The 23,159-nt window shown below is 62.8% G+C and carries 23 protein-coding genes; 10 read left to right on the top strand and 13 right to left on the bottom strand.

Going from position 1 to position 23,159, the window contains the following annotated elements; genetic code table 11:
- The first annotated feature begins 46 nt into the window (after positions 1 to 46).
- The 3 genes from MC269_RS12905 to pnuC all read left to right on the top strand — a co-directional run bounded on the left by MC269_RS12905 (position 47) and on the right by pnuC (position 2,488).
- Positions 47 to 577 carry a methylated-DNA--[protein]-cysteine S-methyltransferase gene (locus MC269_RS12905; RefSeq protein WP_239952657.1) on the top strand — a complete coding sequence of 177 codons (531 nt, stop codon included), beginning with the start codon at positions 47 to 49 and terminating at the stop codon, positions 575 to 577.
- Positions 578 to 704: 127 nt separating this feature from the next.
- Entirely contained in the window at positions 705 to 1,766 is a 1,062-nt protein-coding gene (gene nadA, locus MC269_RS12900) for a quinolinate synthase NadA (RefSeq protein WP_081136246.1), read from the top strand.
- Positions 1,766 to 2,488, top strand: a complete 723-nt coding sequence (gene pnuC, locus MC269_RS12895) for a nicotinamide riboside transporter PnuC (protein ID WP_081136243.1) — start codon at positions 1,766 to 1,768, stop codon at positions 2,486 to 2,488. Before nadA ends, pnuC begins: the two co-directional genes overlap by 1 nt.
- On the opposite strand, the gene zitB is transcribed toward pnuC, so the two are convergent.
- The 4 genes from zitB to MC269_RS12875 form a co-directional block, all read right to left on the bottom strand.
- Complete coding sequence (gene zitB, locus MC269_RS12890) at positions 2,482 to 3,441, bottom strand: CDF family zinc transporter ZitB (protein ID WP_239952656.1); 960 nt, start codon at positions 3,439 to 3,441, stop codon at positions 2,482 to 2,484. The two genes, pnuC and zitB, sit on opposite strands and share 7 nt — an antisense overlap.
- Positions 3,419 to 6,490: an ATP-binding protein gene (locus MC269_RS12885; protein WP_239952655.1), complete on the bottom strand. Its 3,072-nt coding sequence runs from the start codon at positions 6,488 to 6,490 to the stop codon at positions 3,419 to 3,421. The genes zitB and MC269_RS12885 overlap by 23 nt, the downstream gene beginning before the upstream one ends.
- Complete coding sequence (locus MC269_RS12880) at positions 6,472 to 7,053, bottom strand: response regulator transcription factor (protein ID WP_239952654.1); 582 nt, start codon at positions 7,051 to 7,053, stop codon at positions 6,472 to 6,474. The genes MC269_RS12885 and MC269_RS12880 overlap by 19 nt, the downstream gene beginning before the upstream one ends.
- 88 nt (positions 7,054 to 7,141) lie before the next feature.
- A complete protein-coding gene (locus MC269_RS12875) occupies positions 7,142 to 7,498 on the bottom strand; it encodes a YbgS-like family protein (RefSeq protein ID WP_239955117.1) in 357 nt (118 codons plus the stop codon).
- 287 nt (positions 7,499 to 7,785) lie between these two features.
- Here MC269_RS12875 and aroG point away from each other — a divergent pair, with 287 nt between their 5' ends.
- Positions 7,786 to 8,838, top strand: a complete 1,053-nt coding sequence (aroG, locus tag MC269_RS12870; RefSeq protein ID WP_239952653.1) for a 3-deoxy-7-phosphoheptulonate synthase AroG — start codon at positions 7,786 to 7,788, stop codon at positions 8,836 to 8,838.
- A 281-nt stretch (positions 8,839 to 9,119) separates the two neighbouring features.
- Here the strand turns inward: aroG and gpmA are convergent, their stop codons facing one another.
- From gpmA to modE, 6 genes are all read right to left on the bottom strand, one after another.
- Positions 9,120 to 9,872, bottom strand: a complete 753-nt coding sequence (gpmA, locus tag MC269_RS12865) for a 2,3-diphosphoglycerate-dependent phosphoglycerate mutase (protein ID WP_239952652.1) — start codon at positions 9,870 to 9,872, stop codon at positions 9,120 to 9,122.
- Positions 9,873 to 10,035: 163 nt separating this feature from the next.
- Positions 10,036 to 11,070 carry a galactose-1-epimerase gene (gene galM / locus MC269_RS12860; RefSeq protein WP_239952651.1) on the bottom strand — a complete coding sequence of 345 codons (1,035 nt, stop codon included), beginning with the start codon at positions 11,068 to 11,070 and terminating at the stop codon, positions 10,036 to 10,038.
- Positions 11,064 to 12,212: a galactokinase gene (gene galK / locus MC269_RS12855; RefSeq protein ID WP_371824384.1), complete on the bottom strand. Its 1,149-nt coding sequence runs from the start codon at positions 12,210 to 12,212 to the stop codon at positions 11,064 to 11,066. Before galK ends, galM begins: the two co-directional genes overlap by 7 nt.
- Positions 12,209 to 13,252, bottom strand: coding sequence for a galactose-1-phosphate uridylyltransferase (gene galT, locus MC269_RS12850; RefSeq protein WP_239952649.1), 1,044 nt, complete (start codon positions 13,250 to 13,252; stop codon positions 12,209 to 12,211). Before galT ends, galK begins: the two co-directional genes overlap by 4 nt.
- Before the next feature lie 234 nt (positions 13,253 to 13,486).
- Positions 13,487 to 14,959, bottom strand: coding sequence for a molybdate ABC transporter ATP-binding protein ModF (gene modF, locus MC269_RS12845; protein WP_239952648.1), 1,473 nt, complete (start codon positions 14,957 to 14,959; stop codon positions 13,487 to 13,489).
- A gap of 76 nt (positions 14,960 to 15,035) precedes the next feature.
- Entirely contained in the window at positions 15,036 to 15,818 is a 783-nt protein-coding gene (gene modE, locus MC269_RS12840; protein ID WP_239952647.1) for a molybdenum-dependent transcriptional regulator, read from the bottom strand.
- 133 nt (positions 15,819 to 15,951) lie between these two features.
- On the opposite strand from modE, the gene MC269_RS12835 reads away from it, so the two are divergent.
- From MC269_RS12835 to modC, 4 genes are all read left to right on the top strand, one after another.
- Positions 15,952 to 16,104, top strand: coding sequence for an AcrZ family multidrug efflux pump-associated protein (locus MC269_RS12835; protein ID WP_033751635.1), 153 nt, complete (start codon positions 15,952 to 15,954; stop codon positions 16,102 to 16,104).
- 134 nt (positions 16,105 to 16,238) lie between these two features.
- Entirely contained in the window at positions 16,239 to 17,012 is a 774-nt protein-coding gene (gene modA, locus MC269_RS12830) for a molybdate ABC transporter substrate-binding protein (RefSeq protein WP_239952646.1), read from the top strand.
- Complete coding sequence (modB, locus tag MC269_RS12825) at positions 17,009 to 17,698, top strand: molybdate ABC transporter permease subunit (protein WP_239952645.1); 690 nt, start codon at positions 17,009 to 17,011, stop codon at positions 17,696 to 17,698. Before modA ends, modB begins: the two co-directional genes overlap by 4 nt.
- Positions 17,698 to 18,756 (top strand): molybdenum ABC transporter ATP-binding protein ModC, encoded by a 1,059-nt coding sequence (gene modC, locus MC269_RS12820; RefSeq protein ID WP_239952644.1) that lies wholly within the window; start codon positions 17,698 to 17,700, stop codon positions 18,754 to 18,756. Before modB ends, modC begins: the two co-directional genes overlap by 1 nt.
- Here modC and MC269_RS12815 read toward each other — a convergent pair whose 3' ends face one another.
- Positions 18,757 to 19,575 carry a pyridoxal phosphatase gene (locus MC269_RS12815; protein ID WP_239952643.1) on the bottom strand — a complete coding sequence of 273 codons (819 nt, stop codon included), beginning with the start codon at positions 19,573 to 19,575 and terminating at the stop codon, positions 18,757 to 18,759. It lies immediately after the preceding gene.
- Between the two features lie 159 nt (positions 19,576 to 19,734).
- On the opposite strand from MC269_RS12815, the gene pgl reads away from it, so the two are divergent.
- Positions 19,735 to 20,733 carry a 6-phosphogluconolactonase gene (gene pgl / locus MC269_RS12810; protein WP_239952642.1) on the top strand — a complete coding sequence of 333 codons (999 nt, stop codon included), beginning with the start codon at positions 19,735 to 19,737 and terminating at the stop codon, positions 20,731 to 20,733.
- 35 nt (positions 20,734 to 20,768) lie between these two features.
- Positions 20,769 to 21,215, top strand: coding sequence for an Rpn family recombination-promoting nuclease/putative transposase (locus tag MC269_RS12805; RefSeq protein WP_239952641.1), 447 nt, complete (start codon positions 20,769 to 20,771; stop codon positions 21,213 to 21,215).
- 47 nt (positions 21,216 to 21,262) lie between these two features.
- Here the strand turns inward: MC269_RS12805 and MC269_RS12800 are convergent, their stop codons facing one another.
- Together MC269_RS12800 and bioA are read right to left on the bottom strand one after the other, a co-directional pair.
- On the bottom strand, positions 21,263 to 21,739 hold the full coding sequence (locus MC269_RS12800; protein ID WP_239952640.1) for a kinase inhibitor: 477 nt from the start codon (positions 21,737 to 21,739) through the stop codon (positions 21,263 to 21,265).
- 85 nt (positions 21,740 to 21,824) lie between these two features.
- On the bottom strand, positions 21,825 to 23,114 hold the full coding sequence (bioA, locus tag MC269_RS12795) for an adenosylmethionine--8-amino-7-oxononanoate transaminase (protein ID WP_239952639.1): 1,290 nt from the start codon (positions 23,112 to 23,114) through the stop codon (positions 21,825 to 21,827).
- Positions 23,115 to 23,159 lie beyond the last annotated feature (45 nt).

Raw genomic sequence — 23,159 nt, 5'->3', positions numbered from 1 at the left:
GTCAACATGCAATAATGACCACGACCTCAAACAGGGAGAACGCATCATGTATCACTACACACTGATCTCCACGCCGGTGGGCGAACTGAAGCTGGTGGCGAGCGAGCGCGGGCTAACGGCCATCCTGTGGAAAAACGACGACCCGCAGGGCGCGCGCTTCCTGCCGCAAACCCGCGACGACGCGCATCCCGTTCTCATCGAAGCCGAGCGGCAGCTGCGCGAGTACTTCGCCGGCGAGCGCCGCCTCTTTGCGCTGCCGCTCGACTTCGTCGGCACCGAATTTCAGAAAAAAGTGTGGAACGCGCTGGTGGCGATCCCCTTCGGCGAAACGCGCAGCTACGGCGAAATCGCCCGGCAGATCGGCCATCCGCAGGCGGTGCGCGCGGTCGGCGCGGCGAACGGCAGAAATCCGCTCTCTATCGTCGCGCCGTGCCATCGCGTCATCGGCGCCAACGGCAAGCTGACCGGCTTTGCCGGCGGGCTGGAGGTTAAGGCCTTTCTGCTGGATCTGGAAATGCCGCGGCAGGCCGCCGTGCTGCCGCTGTTCGCCGACGAGCCCGCGCCGCCGCGCGCCTAAAAAAGAGCACGACACCGCCGCGCGTTTCCGCTATCGTGTTTAGCATATAAAACACGATGGCGGGATGAACGCCTGTTTTCGCCATCTGTAGCGATTTTCGTTCATTTGACAAAACGAGAGCGGTGTAATGAGTGCTTTATTCGAAACAGAACACGCGGCCTGGCCCTTTCCGGCGAAGCCCGCCCGGCTCAGCGACGATGAAAAGGCGTTTTACCGTCACAAAATCAAACAGCTGCTAAAAGCGCGCAACGCGGTTATCGTGGCGCACTACTACACCGATCCGGAAATTCAGGCGCTGGCGGAAGAGACCGGCGGCTGCGTGGCGGACTCGCTCGAAATGGCGCGCTTCGGCAGCAGCCATCCCGCCTCCACGCTGCTGGTGGCGGGGGTGCGTTTTATGGGCGAAACCGCCAAAATCCTCAGCCCGGAAAAAACCGTGCTGATGCCGACGCTGCAGGCGGAATGCTCCCTCGACCTCGGCTGCCCGATAGACGAATTCAGCGCCTTCTGTGACGCTCATCCCGACCGCACCGTGGTGGTCTACGCCAACACCTCGGCGGCGGTCAAGGCGCGCGCCGACTGGGTGGTCACCTCCAGCATCGCGGTCGAGCTGATCGACCACCTCGACAGCCTGGGTGAAAAAATCATCTGGGCGCCGGACCGCCATCTCGGCCGCTACGTCACGCAGAAAACCGGCGCCGACGTGCTCTGCTGGCAGGGCGCCTGCATCGTGCATGATGAATTCAAAACCCAGGCGCTGCTGCGCATGAAGGCGCTCTATCCCGACGCGGCGGTGCTGGTGCATCCGGAGTCGCCGCAGGCGGTGGTGGACCTCGCCGACGCGGTCGGATCCACCAGCCAGCTGATCCAGGCGGCGCAGCGGCTGCCGCATCCGCAGATGATCGTGGCGACCGACCGCGGCATCTTCTACAAAATGCAGCAGGCGGTGCCGGAAAAAACGCTGCTCGAAGCGCCGACCGCCGGCGAGGGCGCCACCTGCCGCAGCTGCGCGCACTGCCCGTGGATGGCGATGAACGGCCTGAAGGCGATCGCCGACGGGCTGGAGCAGGGCGGGGCGCAGCATGAAATAGAGGTTGATGCCGCGCTGCGCGAGGCGGCATTATTGCCGCTCGACCGCATGCTCGCTTTCGCAGCGGAACTCAAACTGAAGGTCAAAGGGAACGCCTGATGGATTTTTTCAGCACCAGCAACATCCTGGTCCATATTCCGCTTGGCGCGGGCGGCTACGATCTCTCGTGGATTGAAGCCATCGGCACGCTGGCGGGGCTGCTCTGCATCTGGCTCGCCAGCCTGGAAAAGGTGATCAACTACCCGTTCGGCCTGATCAACGTCACGCTGTTCGCCGCCATCTTCTTTCAGATCCAGCTCTACGCCAGCCTGCTGCTGCAGCTCTTCTTCTTTGTCGCCAATCTCTACGGCTGGTACGCGTGGAGCCGGCAGAGCGACGATCGCCAGGCGGCGCTGAAAATCCGCTGGCTGCCGCTGCCGAAGGCGCTGGGCTGGGGCGCGGTCTGCGTGGTGGCGATCGCGCTAATGACGCGCTATATCGACCCGGTATTCGCCTTCCTGACGCAGATCGCCGTGTCGCTGATGAACGCGCTCGGCCTGCAGGTGGCGATGCCGACGCTGCAGCCCGACGCCTTTCCGTTCTGGGACGCCAGCATGATGGTGCTCTCCATCGTGGCAATGATCCTGATGACGCGCAAATATGTCGAGAACTGGCTGCTGTGGGTGGTGATCGACGTCATCAGCGTGATGATCTTTGCGCGCCAGGGCGTCTACGCCATGGCGCTGGAGTATGTCATTCTGACGCTGATCGCCCTCAACGGCTCGCGCCTGTGGATAGCGAGCGCGCGCCAGCACGGCTCGCGCGCGCTGGCGCGTCAGTGATGATGCGCCTGTTCGCCGTGGTGGTGGTGGTGATGCGCCGTCGCTGAGCCGTCGCCGAGGCCCAGCTCGCAGTCGGGCGTGGCGCACGGCTGATACTCCATCTGCACCGTGGCGTGACCAATCTGATACTTCTGGTGCAGATAGCGGTGGATACGCTGCAGCAGCGCGTCGTGATCGTAGGGCGGGATCACATGCACATGCAGCGTCACCACCGGCTTTTCGCCCACCTGCCAGACGTGCACATGGTGCACGTTGCGCACCTCAGGAATATTCAGCGTCAGGTCGCGCGACAGCTTCTCCGCGTCGATCAGCAACGGCGCCCCTTCAAGCAGCTCATGCAGGCTCTCGCGCAGCAGCGACCAGGCGCTGCGCAGCACCAGCAGCGACACCAGCAGCGACAGAATCGGGTCAATGGGCGTCCAGCCGGTGTAGAGGATAATTAGCGCCGCCACAATCGCGCCCACCGAGCCGAGCAGATCGCCCATTACGTGCAGCGCGGCGGCGCGCACGTTGAGGTTCTTCTCTTCGCTGCCGTGGTGCAGCAGCCAGAACGACAGCATATTGGCCAGCAGGCCCGCCACGGCGATGCCGAGCATCAGCCCACCGGTCACCGGCTGCGGCTGGTAAAAGCGTCGCAGCGCCTCCCAGACGATCAGCGCGGTAATCGCCAGCAGGGCGATGGCGTTGACGAAGGCCGCCAGCGTGGTGAGGCGCAGCAGGCCGAAGGTATGACGTGCGTTGGGTTTGCGCTGGGCAAACTGCACCGCCAGCAGCGCCATCAGCAGCGCGGCGGCGTCGGTAAGCATATGCCCGGCGTCGGCAAGCAGCGCCAGCGAGCCGGAGATCCAGCCGCCGATCGCCTCTGCCAGCATAAAGATCGCCGTGACGGCAAAGGCGGCCGCGAGGCGTTTGCGATTGCCCGCCGGCGCGCTATGAGTGTGGTGATGAGCCATAAGAGTCCAGTTTTATCAGTAACCTGTTGGTGAGTAATAGTAGCAAATCCCATTCATCCGGCGCGTCCTGCTGCGCTTTGGCGCGATCCGCCAGCCGCTGGCTGAGGTCGGCACCCTGCTCCAGACCAATCAGCAGCCAGCTTCCCTTCATGCGGTGCGCCGCTTGCGCCAGCTGCGGCCAGTCGTGCGCCGCACGCGCCGTCGTGATGCGCGCCACGTCGCTGTTCAGCGCGTCGCGCAGGGTCTGGCTGAGGCGCGCGAGGAACTTCTCGCTCTTCTGCGCCAGCTGGCGCAGGTTGTCATCCAGCGCCGCCAGCGGATCCGGGTCGACATGCGCCAGCAGTGCGGCGAGATCGCCGAGCTGCACCGGCTTGATCAGCACGCGCTCGTTTGCCAGCAGCGGCAGGCTGAGCAGCTGCGCGTCGGCGGAGCAGATCACCCGCATCGCCGGTTTACCACGCTGGCGATCGCGGCGGCGCAGCAGGCGCAGCAGCAGCTGACCGTCAGGGCGCGGCATCATCTGATCGATAAACAGCAGATCGTAGGGCTGCGCCGCGTCGGCGCGCAGCAAGGCGCGCCCGTCGGCGAAGCAGTCCGCCTCGATGGCGAACTGCGCCAGCTGCTGCTGCAGCACCATCAGGTTGGCCGGATGATCGTCGACCACGGCGCAGCGCAGCGCGGCGTAGCGGGGCAGGGCGGCGCTCTCCTGCGGCGCGGCTTCGCACTGCTGCAGCGGCAGGCTCACCGTGACCTCAGTGCCTTCGCCGGGCTGCGAGCGCAGCGCGATGCTGCCACCCATGCGCTGCACGATCTCGCGGCAGATAAACAGGCCCAGTCCGCTGCCCTGCACCGACACCTTTTTGCCCGACGGCGCCTGATACCAGGGATCGAACAGCTTCGGCTGCTCGTCGGGCGGAATGCCGCTGCCGCTGTCGCGCACGGCGAAAATAAGCCGATCGGCGGCAACGGCCAGCGTCAGGCGGATCTCGCCGTGGGCGGTAAATTTGAGCGCGTTGGTCATCAGGTTGTTGATCACCTGCTGCAGGCGATCGGCGTCAATCAGCACGCTCTCCGGCAGCGGCGTCCGCGCGTCGACCCGCAGCGTCGGGCCCTCTGCGCGCATCAGCGGGTGATAGAACCGCTGCTGCTGCGCCAGCCACTCACGCAGCGCCAGCGGACGCGGCGTCAGAGCGAAACTGTTGCTCTCGATGCGCGCGTGATCCTGCAGGTCATTGAGCAGCGTCATCAGCGAGCGGGCGCTGCTGTAGACCAGCGCCAGGTTCGACGAGCGCGCCTTCTCCAGCTCCAGCAGGCCAAGAATTGCCTGCATCGGCGTGCGCAGCTCATGGCTGACGGTGGCGAGAAACTGGCTTTTCATCGCATTGGCGCGCTCCGCCTGCTGACGCTGCAGGCGCTCGCGACGCTGCTGCCAGTAGCGGCGCGCCAGCAGCACCAGCAGCACGACGATGGCGACGCCCGCCGCGGCGAGCACCAGCCGCGGCAGCGAGCGCATCGCCATCGCATTCCCCGGCTGCGGCGGCGTCAGCCAGCCGTCGCGCATCTGCCGCTGGGTATCAACGGGGATCTGCTGCAGCGCGCGGTTGATCAGCGGGCGCAGCAGCGGCTGGTCGGCGGCGACGCCCAGCGCGATCGGCCAGGCGATATCGCTGGCGGCAAAGGCGAGATGCAGGCTATCGTCGTAGCGCGCGGCGATGCGCCAGCGCGCCGACAGCACGTTATCGGCCAGCGCGTCGATCTGGCCGTTCGCCAGCGCCTCATACAGGCTGGCGCGATCGGCAAAGACCTGCGGCGTTACCTCAGTCGGCAGCAGCTGCGCCGCGACGTCGTCGCGCAGAATACCGACGCGTTTGCCCGCCAGGTCATGCCAGCGGCTGATGGCGGCATCGCGCTGGCTGTAGATGCCCCACAGCGCGCGCCACACCGGCAGCGTGGCGTTCTGCATCGCTTCGCCGTTCAGCGGCTGGGTGAGCCGCAGCATCGCCTGATGCTGCGCCAGCAGCGCGTCAGCCTGCTGCGGGCCGGCGACCCAGCGCGGCGCGAAGCGCATGCCGCTGCTCTGGGCGATGGCGTTAAGCAGATCGACGCTGTAGCCGCGCGCCGCGCCGCTGCTGTCGCGGTAGCTCCACGGGGCGTTGTCGCTCTCCGCCGCGTAGTAGATCACCGGATTGGCATCCAGCCACTGCCGCTCCGTCGCGCTCAGCATCAGGGTTTGCGTATCCTGATAGCGCGGCAGCGGCGCGCCCCAGCGCGACTGCAGATTGGTCACCAGTTCGGCGGGCAGCTGGCGCAGGCTCTGGTTGAGCCAGTCGATCAGCGCCGCGTCGCGGGCGAAGGCGCGCAGCGTCAGCTGGCCGACATCCAGATCCGAGGCGATCTGATAGATCTCGCCCTGCTGCAGCTGGCTGAGCAGGAAGCTGGCGCTGATCTCATCCGCCACCACATAGTCATTCTGCTGATTCAGCAGCGTAGAGAGCGCCTGCAGGTCGTTGCTGTAGGTGCGCCAGCGATGCTTTTGCGCCACCGCCGTGGGCAGCTGCGCCAGCGTCACGTCGCTGATGGCGAGCTGCGCGTTCTGGCTGTTAAACATTACGGCGCGCGCGTTGCGCTGGCTGCGATAGATGCGCAGCGGGCTGCTAAACCAGCTTTCGCTGTGCAGCACGCCCGCCGGCAGAGGATTGGGCAGCGCGCCAAGCGCGAAATCGATCTGGCTGCTTTGCAGCGCCGCGACAAGCTGCGCGCGATCGGCGAACAACTTCAGGGTAAAGCGGGCGCCGGTCAGCTGGTGCAGCGCCGCCAGCGCGTCGGCATCAAGGCCGTAAAGCTCGTCGCCGACGCGCATCGTCCAGGGGGCGTTGCTCTCCTCCAGCAGCCCGACGCGCAGGGTTTTGCCCTGCATCGCATCGGCGCCGTTGACCGGCATCATCATCGGCAGATCAAGGCCGCTGACCGGCCGAATCTCCGCCCAGCCTGGCAGCACGGTCAGGCAGAGCAGCAGCAGAAGCAGGCGCCTCACGGCTGCGCTTTCCACAGATCGGCCAGTTCCACCACCGAGCGCGCGCCGGTTTTTTCCAGAATATTCTTTTTATGGGTGCTGACGGTTTTATTGCTGATATGCAGCTGTTCGGCAATTTGCAGATTAGAGAGGCCGCTCGCCAGCAGCGCCAGCACCTGCTGCTCTTTGCTGGTGAGCGGCAGGGCAGGCGCGATCACCTCGGGGGGAAAGGCCTGCTGTCCGCCCAGCACGGCGAGGATAGCGCTCAGCAGCTGCTCCATACGCTGGCTTTTCACCACATAGCCCGCCGCGCCCAGCGCCTGCGCGCTGCGCAAATAGTGGCTGCTCTGCTGCGCCGAATAAATCAGCACCGGAATGGCGGGAAAGTGGATGTTAAGGCGCCGCAAGATCTCCAGCCCGTCGCCGTCCGGCAGGCCGATATCCAGCACAATGATGTCGGTGGGCTGCGTCAGCAGCTGGCGCGCCTGCTGTTCGCTGGCGGCGGAGCGTAAAAGGATGGGAAAGGGTGCCCGTTCGAGCGCGGCTTCCAGCGCCACTTCAACCAGCGGATGGTCGTCTATTAATAACAGCGAGGCCATGAACATTTCCTGACAGAATTCATGGCCTCAGCATAGCGGAAGTTAACGCAGAGAAAAATAATGGAGAGCCGAAGCTCTCCAGAAGATATTACTGCGAGGTGCCGTCAGTTTTGCGGTCGACCTTGCCGCCGCCCTCTTTAGTTTGCACCTTGCTGTTAATATTCGGGCATTTGCCATCTTTACACTGGCTATTCTGGTCCATTTCGTTGGCGGACATATTGCTGCTGCCGGTGCTGCCGCCGTTGGCCGCAGGATTGGTATTGGTATCGGTGTTATTGATTTTGCTGTTGTCGACGTTGTTTGGCGGCAAATTCTGTTTTGCGCCGCCTGCGGCCGCGCCTGCTTCCGCTGCCTGGTTAGCGGTGCCGTTGTTGTCGGCCAGTGCCGCGCCGCTACCTAAGGTCATTGCTGTCGTCAGAAAGATCATTGCAAACTTATTCATCATTATGCTCCTGTAATCAATGATAGCTGCTGTTTTAAACCCGATGCTGCCGTTTGACGCAAAGCGGTTCCGGCGAAATTTAATTTCACCCAAAGGTCGTCCGGAAGAGATAAATAATGTAAGCGAAGCGTTCCTCAGTGCTTACATGTAAAAGCCTAGCTGAGAACCCTATAAATGCAAATTTCACGCATGCATTTAAGCGGCGCCCTGAATTTACACTCCGCACGCAACGGGATAAATTGGTCAGGTTGCGCCCGACGCGCGTTGGGCCAGAAATTAATGGATGAGTTATGAATTACCAGAACGATGATTTACGCATTCGCGAGATTAAAGAGCTGCTGCCTCCCGTTGCGCTGCTGGAAAAATTCCCCGCCACCGATAGCGCCGCGCGCACCGTCGCGCAGGCCCGCGAGTCTGTTCACCAGATTTTGCAGGGCGAAGACGATCGCCTGCTGGTGGTGATTGGCCCCTGTTCGATTCACGATCCGCAGGCGGCGAAAGAGTACGCCGCGCGTCTGCTGACGCTGCGCGACGAGCTGAAAGGCGAGCTGGAAGTGGTGATGCGCGTCTATTTTGAAAAGCCGCGCACCACCGTGGGCTGGAAAGGGCTGATCAACGACCCCTATATGGACGGCAGCTTCCAGCTGAACGACGGCCTGCGTCTGGCGCGCCAGCTGCTGCTGGAGATCAACGACAGCGGTCTGCCGGCGGCGGGTGAGTTTCTCGATATGATTACGCCGCAGTATGTGGCGGATCTGATGAGCTGGGGCGCTATCGGCGCGCGCACCACCGAGTCGCAGGTGCATCGCGAGCTGGCGTCGGGGCTCTCCTGTCCGGTCGGCTTCAAGAACGGCACCGACGGCACCATTAAAGTGGCCATCGACGCCATCAACGCCGCCGGTTCGCCGCACTGCTTCCTGTCGGTCACCAAATATGGTCACTCGGCGATTGTCGAAACCAGCGGCAACGCGGACTGCCATATTATTCTGCGCGGCGGCAAAGAGCCGAACTACAGCGCGCAGCACGTCAGCGCGGTGAAAGCCGGGCTGGAGAAGGCGGGTCTGCCGCCGCAGGTGATGATCGACTTCAGCCACGCCAACAGCAGCAAGCAGTATCAAAAGCAGCTGGAAGTAGCGGACGACGTGGCGGCGCAGATTGCCGGCGGCGAGCGCGGCGTGATTGGCGTGATGATCGAAAGTCATCTGGTGGAAGGCAACCAGAGCCTGGAGAGCGGCGAGCCGCTGGTCTACGGCAAAAGCATCACCGACGCCTGCATCGGCTGGAACGACACCGACAAGGTGCTGCGCCAGCTGGCCGCCGCCGTGAAGCAGCGCCGCGGCTGATTAACAACGGCGGAGATGCTTGAAACGCGAATGGCATAAACCGAAGAGCAAAGCGTCACGCGCCAGGGACAAAAATGCCGGGAGCATTTTTGAACAACGCAGCGCGTTGGCCCGTTTACGGGCGCACCTCAGGGATGAGGTGCGTATCGGCGCGTGCCGAGCTGGCAGGGATGCCGTCTTTTGCGTCTTTGCGATCGGTTTATGCTGTTCGCGTCAGCGCCAAATCCGCAGCCATAAAAAAGGCCAGACAGTGTCTGGCCTTTTAACCTTTCAGCTCACGCTTACTTTGCTTTACCCTGGTTAGCGACGGCTGCGGCTTTCGCTGCGATCTCGTCGGCATCGCCCAGATAGTAGTGTTTGATCGGTTTGAAATTCTCGTCGAACTCATACACCAGCGGCACGCCGGTCGGGATGTTCAGCTCGAGGATCTCATTTTCGCTCATGTTGTCGAGGTATTTCACCAGCGCGCGCAGCGAGTTGCCGTGCGCAGCGATGATCACTTTCTCACCGCTCTTGATGCGCGGCAGAATGCTCTCGTTCCAGTATGGGATCACGCGATCGATGGTCAGCGCCAGGCTCTCGGTGGTCGGCAGCTGCTCAGCGCTCAGCTTCGCATAGCGCGGGTCGTGGCCAGGGAAACGCTCGTCGCCGCGATCCAGCTCCGGCGGGGTCACCGCGAAGCCGCGACGCCACTGTTTCACCTGATCGTCGCCATATTTGGCGGCGGTTTCCGCTTTGTCCAGACCCTGCAGCGCACCGTAGTGACGCTCGTTCAGGCGCCAGCATTTCTCAACCGGCAGCCAGGCCTGATCCAGCTCATCAAGAACGTTCCACAGGGTGTGAATGGCGCGTTTCAGCACGGAGGTGTAAGCAAAATCAAAGACGAAACCTTCTTTTTTCAGCAGCTGACCGGCTGCTTTGGCTTCGGTGCGACCTTTGTCAGAAAGATCCACGTCATACCATCCGGTAAAGCGGTTTTCCTGGTTCCACTGACTTTCGCCGTGGCGGACCAGAACCAGCTTAGTTACGGCCATAGTTAACTCCTTAACTCTTTGATGTTTCTACGATAATGGAAACCTTGCTGCAACCAACCCGACGCGCGCGCCCGGCGGCACATGGATAGCGCCATACCATAGCGGAAAACGGCGCAGGGTGTAAGCCTGTCGGCGACGCACTGCGCGTTTTTCAGCCGGCGGCTCAGCGCGGGGTAAAGCGGTAGCGCGTCACCGACTCCCAGCGCTCGCCCGGCTGCAGCCAGCATGACGGCTGCGGCCACTCGGGGTGATTGGGCGAATCGGGTAAATATTCGCTCTCCAGCGCAATGCCCTGGAAAGCAGTATAGCTTTCCTGTTCCCGCGCGCGCGTTCCCGCCAGATAGTTGCCGGTGTAGAACTGCAGCGCGGGCGCGGTGGTGGTCACGGTGAGCTGCAGTTCGCCGTCGGCGGACAGGAGCTGCGCGGCGGGCTGGCTGACGTCGCCGGCGCTGCTGAGCAGAAAGGCGTGATCGTAGCCTTTCACCGCCTGCTGATCGGCGTCGGCGAGGAAATCCTGCGCCACCGTTTTCGCCGCGCGAAAATCGAAGCTGGTGCCTGCCACCGCTTTCAGCGGCGCGTTGGGAATACCCTCGCTGTCGACAGGCAGATAGTGCTCGGCCAGCAGTTGTAAGCGATGCTGGCGCGCGTCGCCATGATGCGCGTCAAGGTTAAAGTAGGCGTGGTTGGTCAGGTTGACCGGACAGGGGCGATCGACCTCTGCCTGATAGCTGATCGACAGGCAGTTATCGTCGTCCAGCGTATAGCGCACCTGCGCCAGCAGATTGCCGGGATAGCCCTGGTCGCCGTCCGGCGAGTCGAGGCGGTAAACCACGCTGTTTTCGCTCTGGCTGACGATCTGCCAGCGGCGTTTGTCAAAGCCCTGCGGCCCGCCGTGCAGCTGGTGCTCGCCCTGATTCGCCGCCAGCGCGATCCCCTGCTGCGTCAGCGTCGCTTTATTGATGCGGTTGGCGTAGCGGCCGATGGTGGCGCCGAGATAGGCCTCCTGATGCAGATAGTCGGACGGCGTGGCGCAGCCGAGCAGCGCTTCACGCACGCTGCCGTCGCGCATCGGCACCCGCGCCGAGAGCCAGGTGGCGCCCCAGTCCATGAAAGTTGCCACCATGCCGCTGGCGTTGCGCAGCACGGTGATGCGCCACGGCTGACCGTCTGGCGCGTGTGAATTAACGTCGCTTAGCATTGGCCCGCTCCTTCTGAGGCGGTGCAGACGTAAAAGGTCTCTTTAATGCCGGTTTTCGCTTCATACTGCTCTGCCACCGCCGCTTTAACCCGATCGACCAAATCGAACGGCATCAGCGCCACCACGCAGCCGCCGAAGCCGCCGCCGGTCATGCGCACGCCGCCGCGATCGCCAATCTCCGCCTTAACGATCTCTACCAGCGCGTCAATCGGCGGCACGGTGATTTCGAAGTCGTCGCGCATCGAGGCGTGCGATTCCGCCATCAGCTCGCCCATGCGCTTCAGGTCGCCCCGGCTCAGCGCGTCGGCCGCCTCTACCGTGCGGGCGTTTTCGGTCAGCACGTGACGCACGCGTTTCGCCACCTGCGGATCCAGCTCATGCTCTACCGCTTTGAACTGGTTGATATCCACGTCGCGCAGCGCCGGCTGAGCAAAAAAGCGCGCGCCGGTTTCGCACTGCTCGCGGCGCGTGTTGTATTCGCTGCCCACCAGATTGCGGCGGAAGTTGGAGTTGATGATCACCACCGCGATCTCTTTCGGCATTGGCACCGGACGGGTGCCGAGGGTGCGGCAGTCAAGCAGCATGGCGTGATCTTTCTTGCCCAGCGCGGAGATCAGCTGGTCCATAATGCCGCAGTTGCAGCCGACAAACTGGTTCTCCGCCTCCTGGCCGTTAACCGCGATGGCCGCGCCGTCGAGCTTGAGATGATAGAGCTGCTGGAACACGGTGCCGACCGCCACTTCCAGTGACGCCGAGGAGCTCAGACCCGCGCCCTGCGGCACGTCGCCGGCGATCACCATATCGACGCCGCCGAAGCTGGCGTCGCGCTGCTGCAGATGCTTCACCACGCCGCGCACGTAGTTGGCCCACATCGGCTCTTTTACGCTGAGGATCGGCGCGTCGAGCGAGAAGCTGTCCTGCTGGTTGTCGTAATCCACCGCCACCACGCGCACCTGGCGATCGTCGCGCTTCGCGCAGGCGATAACGGTCTGGTAGTCGATGGCGCACGGCAGCACGAAGCCGTCGTTGTAGTCGGTGTGTTCACCAATCAGGTTAACGCGGCCCGGCGCCTGAATGGTGTGGGTCGGCGCATAGCCGAAGGACTCGGTGAAAATCTGCTGCGTGGTGGTTTTTAACATTATTCTGCCTCGCGGAAGTGAATATCGCTGACGGCGCGCAGGCGTTCCACCGCCTGTTCCGCCGTCAAGTCGCGTTGGGTTTCGGCCAGCATCTCGTAGCCGACCATAAATTTGCGCACCGTGGCTGAGCGCAGCAGCGGCGGATAGAAGTGGGCGTGCAGCTGCCAGTGATCGTTATCTTCGCCGTTAAACGGCGCGCCGTGCCAGCCCATGGAGTAGGGGAAAGAGCACTGGAACAGGTTGTCGTAGCGGCTGGTTAGCTGCTTAAGCGCCTTCGCCAGATCCGCGCTCTGCGACGGCGAGAGATCGGTGAGGCGTTTGATATGAGCTTTCGGCAGCAGCAGCGTCTCAAACGGCCATGCCGCCCACCAGGGCACCACCGCCAGCCAGTGTTCGGTCTCAACCACGGTGCGGCTGCCGTCGGCTAACTCGCGCGCGGCGTAGTCCACCAGCATCGGCGAGTGGTGCGCGGCGTAGTAGGCGCGCTGATGATCATCTTCGCGCTGCGCTTCGTTAGGCAGAAAGCTGTTGGCCCACACCTGACCGTGCGGATGAGGGTTGGAGCAGCCCATCGCCGCACCTTTGTTCTCAAACACCTGCACCCAGGGATAGTGCTGGCCGAGATCGGCGGTCTGCGCCTGCCAGGTTTTCACCACCTCTTCCAGCGCCGGCAGCGACATCTCCGGCAGGGTTTTGCTGTGGTCCGGCGAGAAGCAGATCACCCGGCTGGTGCCGCGCGCGCTTTCGCAGCGCATCAGCACGTCGCTGCTCTCTGGCGCTTCCGGCGTGTCGGTCATCAGCGCGGCGAAATCGTTGGTGAAAACGTAGGTGCCGGTGTAGTCAGGGTTCTTGTCGCCGGTGACGCGTGTGTTGCCGGCGCAGAGGAAACAGTCGGGATCGTGCGCCGGCAGTTTCTCCTGCGAAGGGGTTTCCTGCGCGCCTTGCCACGGACGTTTGGCACGGTGGGGCGAAACGAGGATCCACTGATCGATCAGCGGATTGTAACGGCGATGCGGATGATCGACCGGGTTAAATTTTTCCATGTTGAGTCCTGGTTAACGTCAAAAAGCCAGACCGGCAATGTTAAAAAGTAGCACATCAGCGCCCGTTAAAGCGTGATCAAGTCTGGATAAATGGAATCGTTTACACAAGCTGAAAAATCTTATTCAACGCCTTTTTATCGCTAAATATCACGATGAAAAAGCGATGCAATGGTAGCGGTTACATCTGGCGCGCGGCGAGGGAAGAGAGGACGCCGCCAGGCGGCGTCTCAGAGGTTAACGCAGGCGATCCTGCTGATAGCGGTAGCCTTCTGCGGTCGGCACAAAGCTCAACCGATGGGTGATGCACTGCGGGGCGTCTTCCGCATGGTGCGACACGAACAGCAGCTGGGTGCGGCCTTCGCCAATCAGGATATCGACGAAGCGACGCACCAGCTGGCGGTTGATGGGATCCAGCCCCTGCAGCGGTTCGTCGAGGATCAGCAGCGCGGGATGTTTCACCAGCGCGCGAGCAATCAGCACCAGCCGCTGCTGGCCCCAGGAGAGGCTATGGAAGGGCGCGTCGGCCAGCGCGTTATCCATGCCGAGCAGCGCCAGCCACTGCCGCGCCAGCGCCTTCTGCCGCTCCGACACCGCCTGATAGAGGCCGATAGAGTCGAAAAAGCCGGAGAGGATCACGGTGCGCACGTTGACGCTGACGCGATAGTCAAGGTGCAGGCTGCTGCTGACGTAGCCAATATGCTGTTTGATGTCCCAGATAGTTTCGCCGCTGCCGCGCCGGATGCCGAACAGCGTGAGATCGTTGCTGTAGCCCTGAGGATGATCGCCGGTCACCAGGCTCAGCAGGGTTGACTTGCCCGCGCCGTTCGGTCCGACGATCTGCCAGTGCTCGCCCGCGTTGACCTGCCAGCTCAGCCCGTCGATGATCGCCTTGTCGTTATAGGAGACCACACCGTTGCGCAGGCTGACGCGCGGCGTCTCTTCCGCCAGCGGCGGCAGCTGACCGGGAACGTCCGGTTCCGGCAGCGCCATGCCCTCCAGCTGCTCGCTGTGCGCCAGCTGCGCCACCAGCGCCTCCGCCAGAATCGCCTCGCGCGCGCCGACGTGGGTCAGGGTGCACTCGGCCAGCACGCCGACCTGCTGAATAAAAGCGGGGATGTCGTCAAAGCGATTGAGCACCAGCACCAGCGCAAAGCCGGGCTGCTGCAGGCTCGCCAGCGTCTCGGTCAGGCTGGCGCGCGAGGCGACGTCGAGGCCGTCGAAGGGTTCGTCGAGGATCAGCAGATCGGGCTGTTTCATCAGCGCCTGGCAGAGCAGCACCTTGCGCGTCTCGCCGGTAGAGAGGTATTTAAAGCGTCGCTCCAGCAGGTAGCCGATGGCGAACCGCTCCGCCAGCGCCTGCGCGCGCGCCTCATCCTTTATCTCATCCTGAATGATCTCTCGCGCGGTGCGGCCGGTATCGGTTTCGCCTTCGCTCAGCAGATCGGTGTTGTTGCGCTCCCATTCGTCGGCGACCAGCTTTTGCAGCTGCTCCAGCGACAGGCGCGTCGGACGGGCGAAACGGCTCTCGAACGCCCCGTGTTCCGGCGCCAGCTCGCCCGCCAGCGCGCGCGCCAGCGACGATTTGCCGCTGCCGTTGGCACCGACGAAGGCCCAGCTCTGGCCACCCGTCAGCCTTAAATCGTTCAGGTGGAGTAAACGGGTGTCGCTAAGGCGAAACGTGCCTTGCGAAATTTGCAATAATGCCATGATTTGTCCCACTTTACGCATCGAGTTACTGAGTTGTAACCAGAGCCGTCAGCGAAGTCAAATCATGGCGTGCCCCTTAGAGCAGCGTGGCGATAATCGCGTGTTCGGCATTGAAGCTGGCCGTCACGCTGTCGCCGGGCTGCAGATTGAGCTGCGCGACCTGCTGATTGAGCAGGGTGGCGCAGAGGGTTTCGCCGCTCGGCAGCGTCATCAGCACTTCGCTCATCTGCTCGCCAAGCTCAATCTGGCCGATCTGCGCGCGCAGCTGATTATCAGACTGCGACGCTTCGCGGCTCACCTGGATCCACGGCGCTTTGATCAACACCAGCACCTCTTTACCTGGCTCCAGCTGCAGGCGCTCGACGCTGCGCTGCGTCAGCGCGACGTTGATCTGGTTGGCGCCGTCGGCCAGCCGCAGCTGCAGATGCTGCACCACATGCTGGTCGTCATGGGCCACCACGGTGCCGAACAGCTGGTTGCGCGCGCTGGTCTGCAGCGAGACGCGGGCGATGGTCGCCAGCAGGCTGTCGAGCGGCACCGAGTCGTTTTGCAGCGCGTCAAACGCTTTTTGCTGGATTTGCTCCAGCAGATGAAACAGCTGAATAAGCCGCTCGCCGTAGCGCGTCAGCTGCGCGCCGCCGCCGCCTTTGCCACCGGTGGCGCGCTCGACCAGCGTTTCATCCGCCAGCTGGTTCATCTCGTTAATGGCGTCCCAGGCGCTTTTGTAGCTGATGCCCGCCAGCTTTGCGCCCTGGCTGATAGAGCCGGTTTCGCGAATGCGCTTCAGTAGCGCCATGCGGCGCGGATCGGCGAACAGCTTTTGCTGCAGCCGGATAGAGAGGGAAAGTTCAGCCTGCATAGCGGTGCTCCAGAACGGGGAAATATAGCGATCATAGCGGTGCCGGGCGTAAAAAGTAAAAGCACGAAAAGGGCAGTGCGTTTTTTTCCTCAGACGTTACAATCACTTTTTTGCTTTGCTGAGTGAGACTTCCATGCTGGAACTGTTAAAAAGCCTTGCTGTGGCGGTGATTATGGTGCCGGTGGTGATGGCGATTATGCTGGGCCTGATTTACGGTCTGGGCGAGGTGTTCAACGTCATCTCGAAATTCGGCCGCCGCGAGCACGCTTCACGCTCCACCCGCTGATTTTACGACGCCCGCCTGAGCGGGCGTTTTTATTTGCTTCTGCTCAACCTTCCTCTCTTTCTGCCGATAATTTTGTCACGCTCCCCGGAATCGCGTTGTATCATCGCCTATACAACGAAAGCAGGAGAAAAACCATGTCATTACTATCCACCCGCTGGGGCATTGCCGCCGCGCTGAGCGTCACGCTGGCCGGACAGGCCGTGGCCGCAGAAAAAGTCACCGTCTTCGCCGCCGCGTCGCTGACCAACGCGCTGCAGGAGATTGCAGCGCAGTATAAAAAGCACACCGACGTCGAGGTGGTGTCGTCGTTCGCCTCTTCCTCGACGCTGGCGCGCCAGATTGAGCAGGGCGCGCCCGCCGATCTCTTTATCTCTGCGGATCAGCAGTGGATGGACGATGCGGTGGCGAAAAAGAGCATGGATGACGCCACGCGCGTCACGCTGCTCGGCAACGAGCTGGTGCTGGTAGCGCCGCGTAGCGACAGCGCGAAACCGGTGACGCTGAATCAACAGACCGACTGGAAAAGCCTGCTGAAAGGCGAGCGGCTGGCGGTGGGCGATCCTGACCATGTGCCAGCCGGCATCTACGCCCAGGAAGCGCTGCAGAAGCTCGGCGCCTGGGAGACGGTTTCGCCGTCGCTGGCGCGCGCCAATAATGTCCGCGCCGCGCTGGCGCTGGTGGAGCGCAATGAAACCCCGTACGGCATCGTCTACGGCTCAGATGCGGTCGCCAGCGCAAAGGTGCAGGTGGTCGGCACCTTCCCGGCCGACAGCCATAAGCCGGTGGAGTACCCGATGGCGATAGTCAAAGAACATAACCGCGCCGCGGTGAAGGCGTTTTATGACTATCTGAAAGGGCCGGAAGCGGCCGCGGTGTTTAAACAGTACGGATTCTCCCCGAAAGCATGATACTCAGCGATCCCGAATGGCAGGCGGTTCTGCTTAGCCTGAAAGTCTCCAGCATCGCGGTACTGTTTAGCCTGCCGTTTGGCGTTCTGATGGCCTGGATCCTGGTGCGCTGCCGGTTTCCAGGCAAATCGCTGCTCGACAGCCTGATCCATCTGCCGCTGGTGCTGCCGCCGGTGGTGGTGGGCTATCTGCTGCTGATCGGTCTGGGGCGACGCGGCGTGATTGGCCAGGTTCTTTACGACTGGTTCGGCTTTAGCTTCGCCTTTAGCTGGCGCGGCGCGGCGCTCGCCTCAGCGGTGATCGCCTTTCCGCTGATGGTGCGCGCCATTCGGCTGGCGCTGGAAGCGGTCGATCCGCGGCTGGAGCAGGCGGCGCGCACGCTCGGCGCCGGGCGCTGGCGCGTTTTTTTCACCATCACGCTGCCCCTGACGCTGCCTGGGGTGATCGTCGGCACCGTGCTGGCCTTTGCCCGCTCGCTGGGCGAGTTCGGCGCCACCATTACCTTTGTTTCCAACATCCCGGACGAGACGCGCACGCTGCCGCTGGCGATGTTTACCCTGATTGAAACGCCAGGCGCCGAGGGCGCGGCGGCGCGGCTCTGCGCTATCGCCATCGCGCTGGCGTTGATCTCGCTGCTGATGTCCGAATGGCTGGCGCGCTGGGGCCGCAAAAGGATGGGTGCCTGATGCTAAAACTCAACTTCTCCCAGCGGCTGGGCGATCACCAGCTCGATATCGACGCGCAGATCCCGGCGAAGGGCATTACTGCGGTGTTCGGCGTCTCTGGCGCCGGCAAAACCTCGCTGATCAACGCCATCAGCGGACTGACGCAGCCGCAGCGCGGCACCATTTCGCTCAACAATCGCCTGCTGCTCGACGTGGAAAAGGGCGTGATGCTGCCGCCGGAAAAACGCCGCGTTGGCTATGTGTTTCAGGACGCGCGGCTGTTTCCGCACTATCGGGTGCGCGGCAACCTGCAGTACGGCATGGCGCCCACAATGAAAGCGCAGTTCGACGCGCTGGTGGCGCTGCTCGGGCTGGAAACGCTGCTGGATCGCTTTCCGCTGTCGCTGTCAGGCGGCGAAAAGCAGCGTGTCGCCATCGGTCGCGCGCTGCTGAGCGCCCCCGATATTCTGCTGATGGACGAGCCGCTCGCCTCGCTCGATCTGCCGCGCAAGCGTGAGCTGATGCCCTATCTGCAGAAGCTGGCGAAGCAGGTGGAGATCCCGCTGCTCTACGTCACGCACAGCCTGGATGAGATCCTGCAGCTGGCGGAGAACGTGCTGGTGCTCGATCGCGGCGGCGTAAAGGCGTTTGGCCCGCTAGAGAAGGTCTGGAGCAGCAGCGCGATGCGCCCCTGGCTGCCGGTGAACGAGCTGACCAGCGTGCTGCGCGTGCAGGTGCTGGAGCATCATCCCGACTACCCGATGAGCGCGCTGTCGCTGGGCGACCAGCATATCTGGGTAAGCCGGGTTAACTATCCGGTGAAAACCGCGCTGCGCATCCGCATCGCCTCGGCCGACGTCTCGCTGGCGCTGCAGCCGCCGCAGCACAGCTCGATACGCAATATCTTGCCGGCGCAGGTGGTGGAGCTGCTGGAGGTGGGCGATCAGATCGAGGTGCGTCTGCGCATCGGCGTCAGCGAACTCTGGGCGCGCATTTCGCCCTGGGCGCGGGATGAGCTGGGCATTCGGCCGGATCAGTGGCTCTATGCCCAGATTAAAAGCGTGTCGGTGAGCGCCTGACTACAGCAGCAGCTGCTCAATCACCTCGGCGATGCCCGGCTCCAGATTGGTGCCGATCACCCGGCTGGCGCGCGCCTTGATCGCCTCGTCGGCGTTGCCCATCGCCACGCCCAGCCCGACGGCTTCCAGCATGCTGAGATCGTTATAGTTGTCGCCGAAGGCGATCACATCCTGCATGCTGAGGCCGAGCGAGGCGACCCACTCCGCCAGCCGCTTGCCTTTGCTGTTGCCGGACTGCGCGATATCCACCTGATCGTGCCACGACCATTCGCACGCCAGCCCCAGCTCCGCTTCCACCTGCGTGGCGAACCGCTGCAGTTCATCGGTGTTTTCATGAGAGAGCGCAAACTTCCAGATGGCGTGCGCGTCGCGCGCCGCCTGCGCCAGGTTCGGCACCTGCACAAACCGTGGACGCTGATGCGGCGGCAGCGACTCCGCCCATTTCAGCGTGCGCGTGACGTGGCCGGTCGGGGTCTGATAGAGCATCGCGTCGTCCACGTAGAGCAAACCGTGAATGTGCTGGTCATCCAGCATCTCAATCACGCGCAGCGCCTGATCCTTGTCCAGCGGATCGGCCGCCAGCACCTTTTTCGCCTGATAATCATACAAATAGGTGCCGTTACAGCAGATTGCGGGTGTATCGAGTTCCAGCGCCTGATAAAAAGGGTGGATGGCGCAGTGGTGACGCCCGGTGACGATAGCCACCTTAACGCCCGCCTGCCGCGCGCGTTTCAGCGCCTCGATCGACTGCGGCAGGATGGTTTTAGCGGGCGTCAGCAGTGTGCCGTCGAGGTCGAGGGCGATTACGCGATAGCTCATGACTTATTCCGTCTGAAGGGATTAACGAGGCATCGAGTCTACACCCGGGCGCGGTGCTGAGACAAAAAGCAGGGCACAAATGATTCCGGCGCACCGTGGCAAAACAGGCTACAGTGAGCCACAGAGACACTACAGACAGGCTGCGAACAAGGAGAATGCATGAAACAAGTCGTTTATACCGCCAGTCCCGAGAGCCAGCAGATCCACGCGTGGCGGTTAGATGAAGAGGGCGCACTTTCGCTGTTGCAGGTGACGGACATCTCCGGCCAGGTTCAGCCGATGGTAGTCAGCCCGAAGAAAGATTTTCTCTACGTCGGCGTGCGCCCGAACTTCCGCGTGCTGGCGTTCCGCATTGCCGCCGACGGCACCCTGAGCGAAGCGGGCGACGCGCCGCTGCCGGGCAGCCCGACCCATATTTCCACCGATCGCGCCGGCCGCTTTCTGTTCTGCGGCTCCTATAACGACGCCTGCGTCAGCGTCAGCCCGATTGGCGAAGATGGCCTGCCGCAGGCGCCGACCCAGGTGATCCGCGAGCTGGACGGCTGCCACTCTGCCAATATCGATAACGCCAACCAGACGCTGTTCGTGCCGGCGCTGAAGCAGGATCGCATTTGCCTCTACGCCCTGAGCGCCGACGGCACCCTGACGCCGCGCCCGCAGGCGCAGGTAACCACGGTCGAGGGCGCAGGCCCGCGCCATATGGCGTTTCATCCCAACGGCAGCTACGCCTACTGCGTCAACGAGCTGGACAGTACCGTTGACGTCTGGGCGCTGAATAACGCGCACGGCGAGGTAGCGCGCGTGCAGTCGCTGGATATGATGCCGCCGGACTTTAACGAAACCCGCTGGGCAGCGGATATTCATCTGACGCCTGACGGCCGCTTCCTTTATGCCTGCGATCGCACCAGCAGCACGATTACGGTCTTCAGCGTCAGCGAAGATGGCGGCCTGCTCACCATCGAAGGCTATCAGCCGACGGAAACCCAGCCGCGCGGCTTCAATATCGACCATAGCGGCCGCTATCTGGTGGCGGCGGGGCAGAAATCGCACCATATCGAACTCTATCGCATCAGCGAGCCGCAGGGCCTGCTAACGCCGCTGGCGCGCTACGCGGTGGGCCAGGGCCCGATGTGGGTGGTGATCCATCAGCTGGATTAAAACGATGCGGGGCGGCGGCCCCGCACGCCTTTAGCATGAAGAAAAAAAACCGCACGCCCACCCCGCACGATGCTGCGTTCCGGCAGTTTCTCACCCATCCGGAAATCGCCCGCGATTTTATGCTAATCCACCTTCCGCCTGAACTGCGCGCCGTCTGCGATCTCAGTACGCTAAAGCTGGAGTCTGGCTCTTTTGTATCGCTGGTACACTATATTCTTCAGGCGGGGGAAACCTCGGACGCCAAAGCTTTTGTTCGCGAACTGGCACAGCGGATGCCGCAACAGGGGGACGAATTGATGACCATTGCAGAACAGCTTAAACAGGAAGGGATTGAAAAAGGCATCCAGCTTGGCCGTCAGGAAGGGCGCAACGAGGGCAAACTCGAAGTCGCTGGACGCCTGCTGAAGATGGGCATGCCCACAGATGCGGTACAGGAAGCCACGGGCCTGAGCGAGGCGGAGCTGGCGCAGATCCGCCATTAATCGCTGGCGTAGCGGCGCCGCCTTTCGCGCGCCGCTTTTACGCACCGTTACGAATAGTTCACCGTGATGCTGGCGCTCGCCAGCGCATGAAAATGCACGTTAAAGCCGACCATCGCGCCGCTCGCCTCGGCGTCCACCTCAATCGCCTCTACATCCAGCGCATGCACGGTAAAAATATAGCGATGGCTTTCGCCCTGCGGTGGTGCCGCGCCGCCGTAGCCCGCTTTGCCGAAATCGGTGCGCGTCTGCAGCGCGCCCGGCGGCAGCTGCGCCAGACCCGAGCCGGCGCCTTGCTCCAGCAGCGTTGTGCTGGGGGGAATATTTACCACCACCCAGTGCCACCAGCCGGAGCCGGTCGGCGCGTCAGGATCGTAACAGGTCACCACGAAGCTTTTGGTGCCTTCCGGCGCCTCATCCCACGCCAGATGCGGGGAGATATTGTCGCCCTGATAGCCCATCCCGTTAAACACCTGACGCTCCGGCATCTTGTCGCCGTCTTTAAAGTCATTGCTGAAAACGCGCATCTTCTCTCCTCGGTTGTCTAAACCTTCCGTATCAACGCCTTTCATCTTAGCGAAAAACGCAGGCGGTTCCAGCCGTTAGCGCTTGTCAGGCAAAATGCGCCTCAATGCTCAGCGCCTCGGCGATCGCCTGGGTCAGCTGGCGCAGCGCCTCCTGCGTGACAATATAGGGCGGCATCAGGTAGATCAGACGGCCAAAGGGACGGATCCAGACGCCGCGCTCGACGAAAAAGCGCTGCAGCGCAGCCATATTGACGGGACGATGCGTTTCAACCACACCAATCGCTCCCAGCACGCGCACGTCCGCCACCTGCGGCGCGGCGCGCAGCGGCAGAAGCTCGTCGCGCAGCTGCTGTTCTATCTGCGCCACCTGCTGCGGCCAGCGCCCTTCGTTGAGCAGCGCGAGGCTCTCCGCCGCGACGGCGCACGCCAGCGGGTTGCCCATAAAGGTCGGGCCGTGCATAAAGCAGCCCGCCGGGCTGTTGCTGATGGCGTCGGCGACGTGGCGCGTGGCGAGAGTCGCCGCCAGCGTCATCATGCCGCCGGTCAGCGCCTTGCCGACGCAGAGAATATCGGGCGTCACCTCGGCATGCTCGCAGGCGAAAAGTTTGCCGCTGCGGCCGAAGCCGGTGGCGATCTCGTCGGCGATCAGCAGCACGCCGTAGCGGTCGCAGCATTCGCGCACCCGCTGCAGGTAACGCGGGTGATAGAAACGCATCCCGCCCGCGCCCTGCACGATCGGCTCGAGGATCACCGCCGCCAGCCTGGGGTGATGCAACGCTATCAGGCGCACAAAATCATCCGCGTCGCGCTCGTCCCAGGGATCGTCAAAGCCGCACTGCGGCGCGGCGGCGAAGTGATGTTCCGGCAGATAACCGCGCCACAGGCTGTGCATCGAATTGTCGGGATCGCACACCGACATCGCGGCAAAGGTGTCGCCGTGATAGCCGCGCTGCAGCGTCAGGAACTGCTGACGCGTTTCGCCGCGCCCCAGCCAGTACTGCATCGCCATCTTCATCGCCACTTCCACCGCCACCGAACCGGAATCGGCGAGAAACACGCACTCCAGCGCGGCGGGGGTCATCGCCACCAGCTGGCGGCAGAGCGCGACCGCCGCCGGATGCGTAATGCCGCCGAACATCACATGCGACATCTGCGCCATTTGTTCCTGCAGCGCCTGGTTGAGACGCGGGTGGTTGTAGCCGTGGATCGCCGCCCACCAGGAGGACATGCCGTCCACCAGCTCGCGGCCGTCGGCCAGCTGCAGATGGATCCCCTGCGCGGCGACCACGGGATAGCAGGGCAGCGGATCGCGCATTGAGGTGTAGGGGTGCCAGATATGCTGGCGATCAAATTCGGCGTCCTGAAGGGTAAACATGGTAGTTGTAAACCAAAATAAAAAGATTTAGTTTACAAGTATAAC

This window comes from Pantoea sp. Z09 (genome assembly GCF_022394795.1).
Lineage (GTDB): Bacteria > Pseudomonadota > Gammaproteobacteria > Enterobacterales > Enterobacteriaceae > Pantoea > Pantoea latae.
This window is presented reverse-complemented; position numbering and strand designations above follow the sequence as displayed.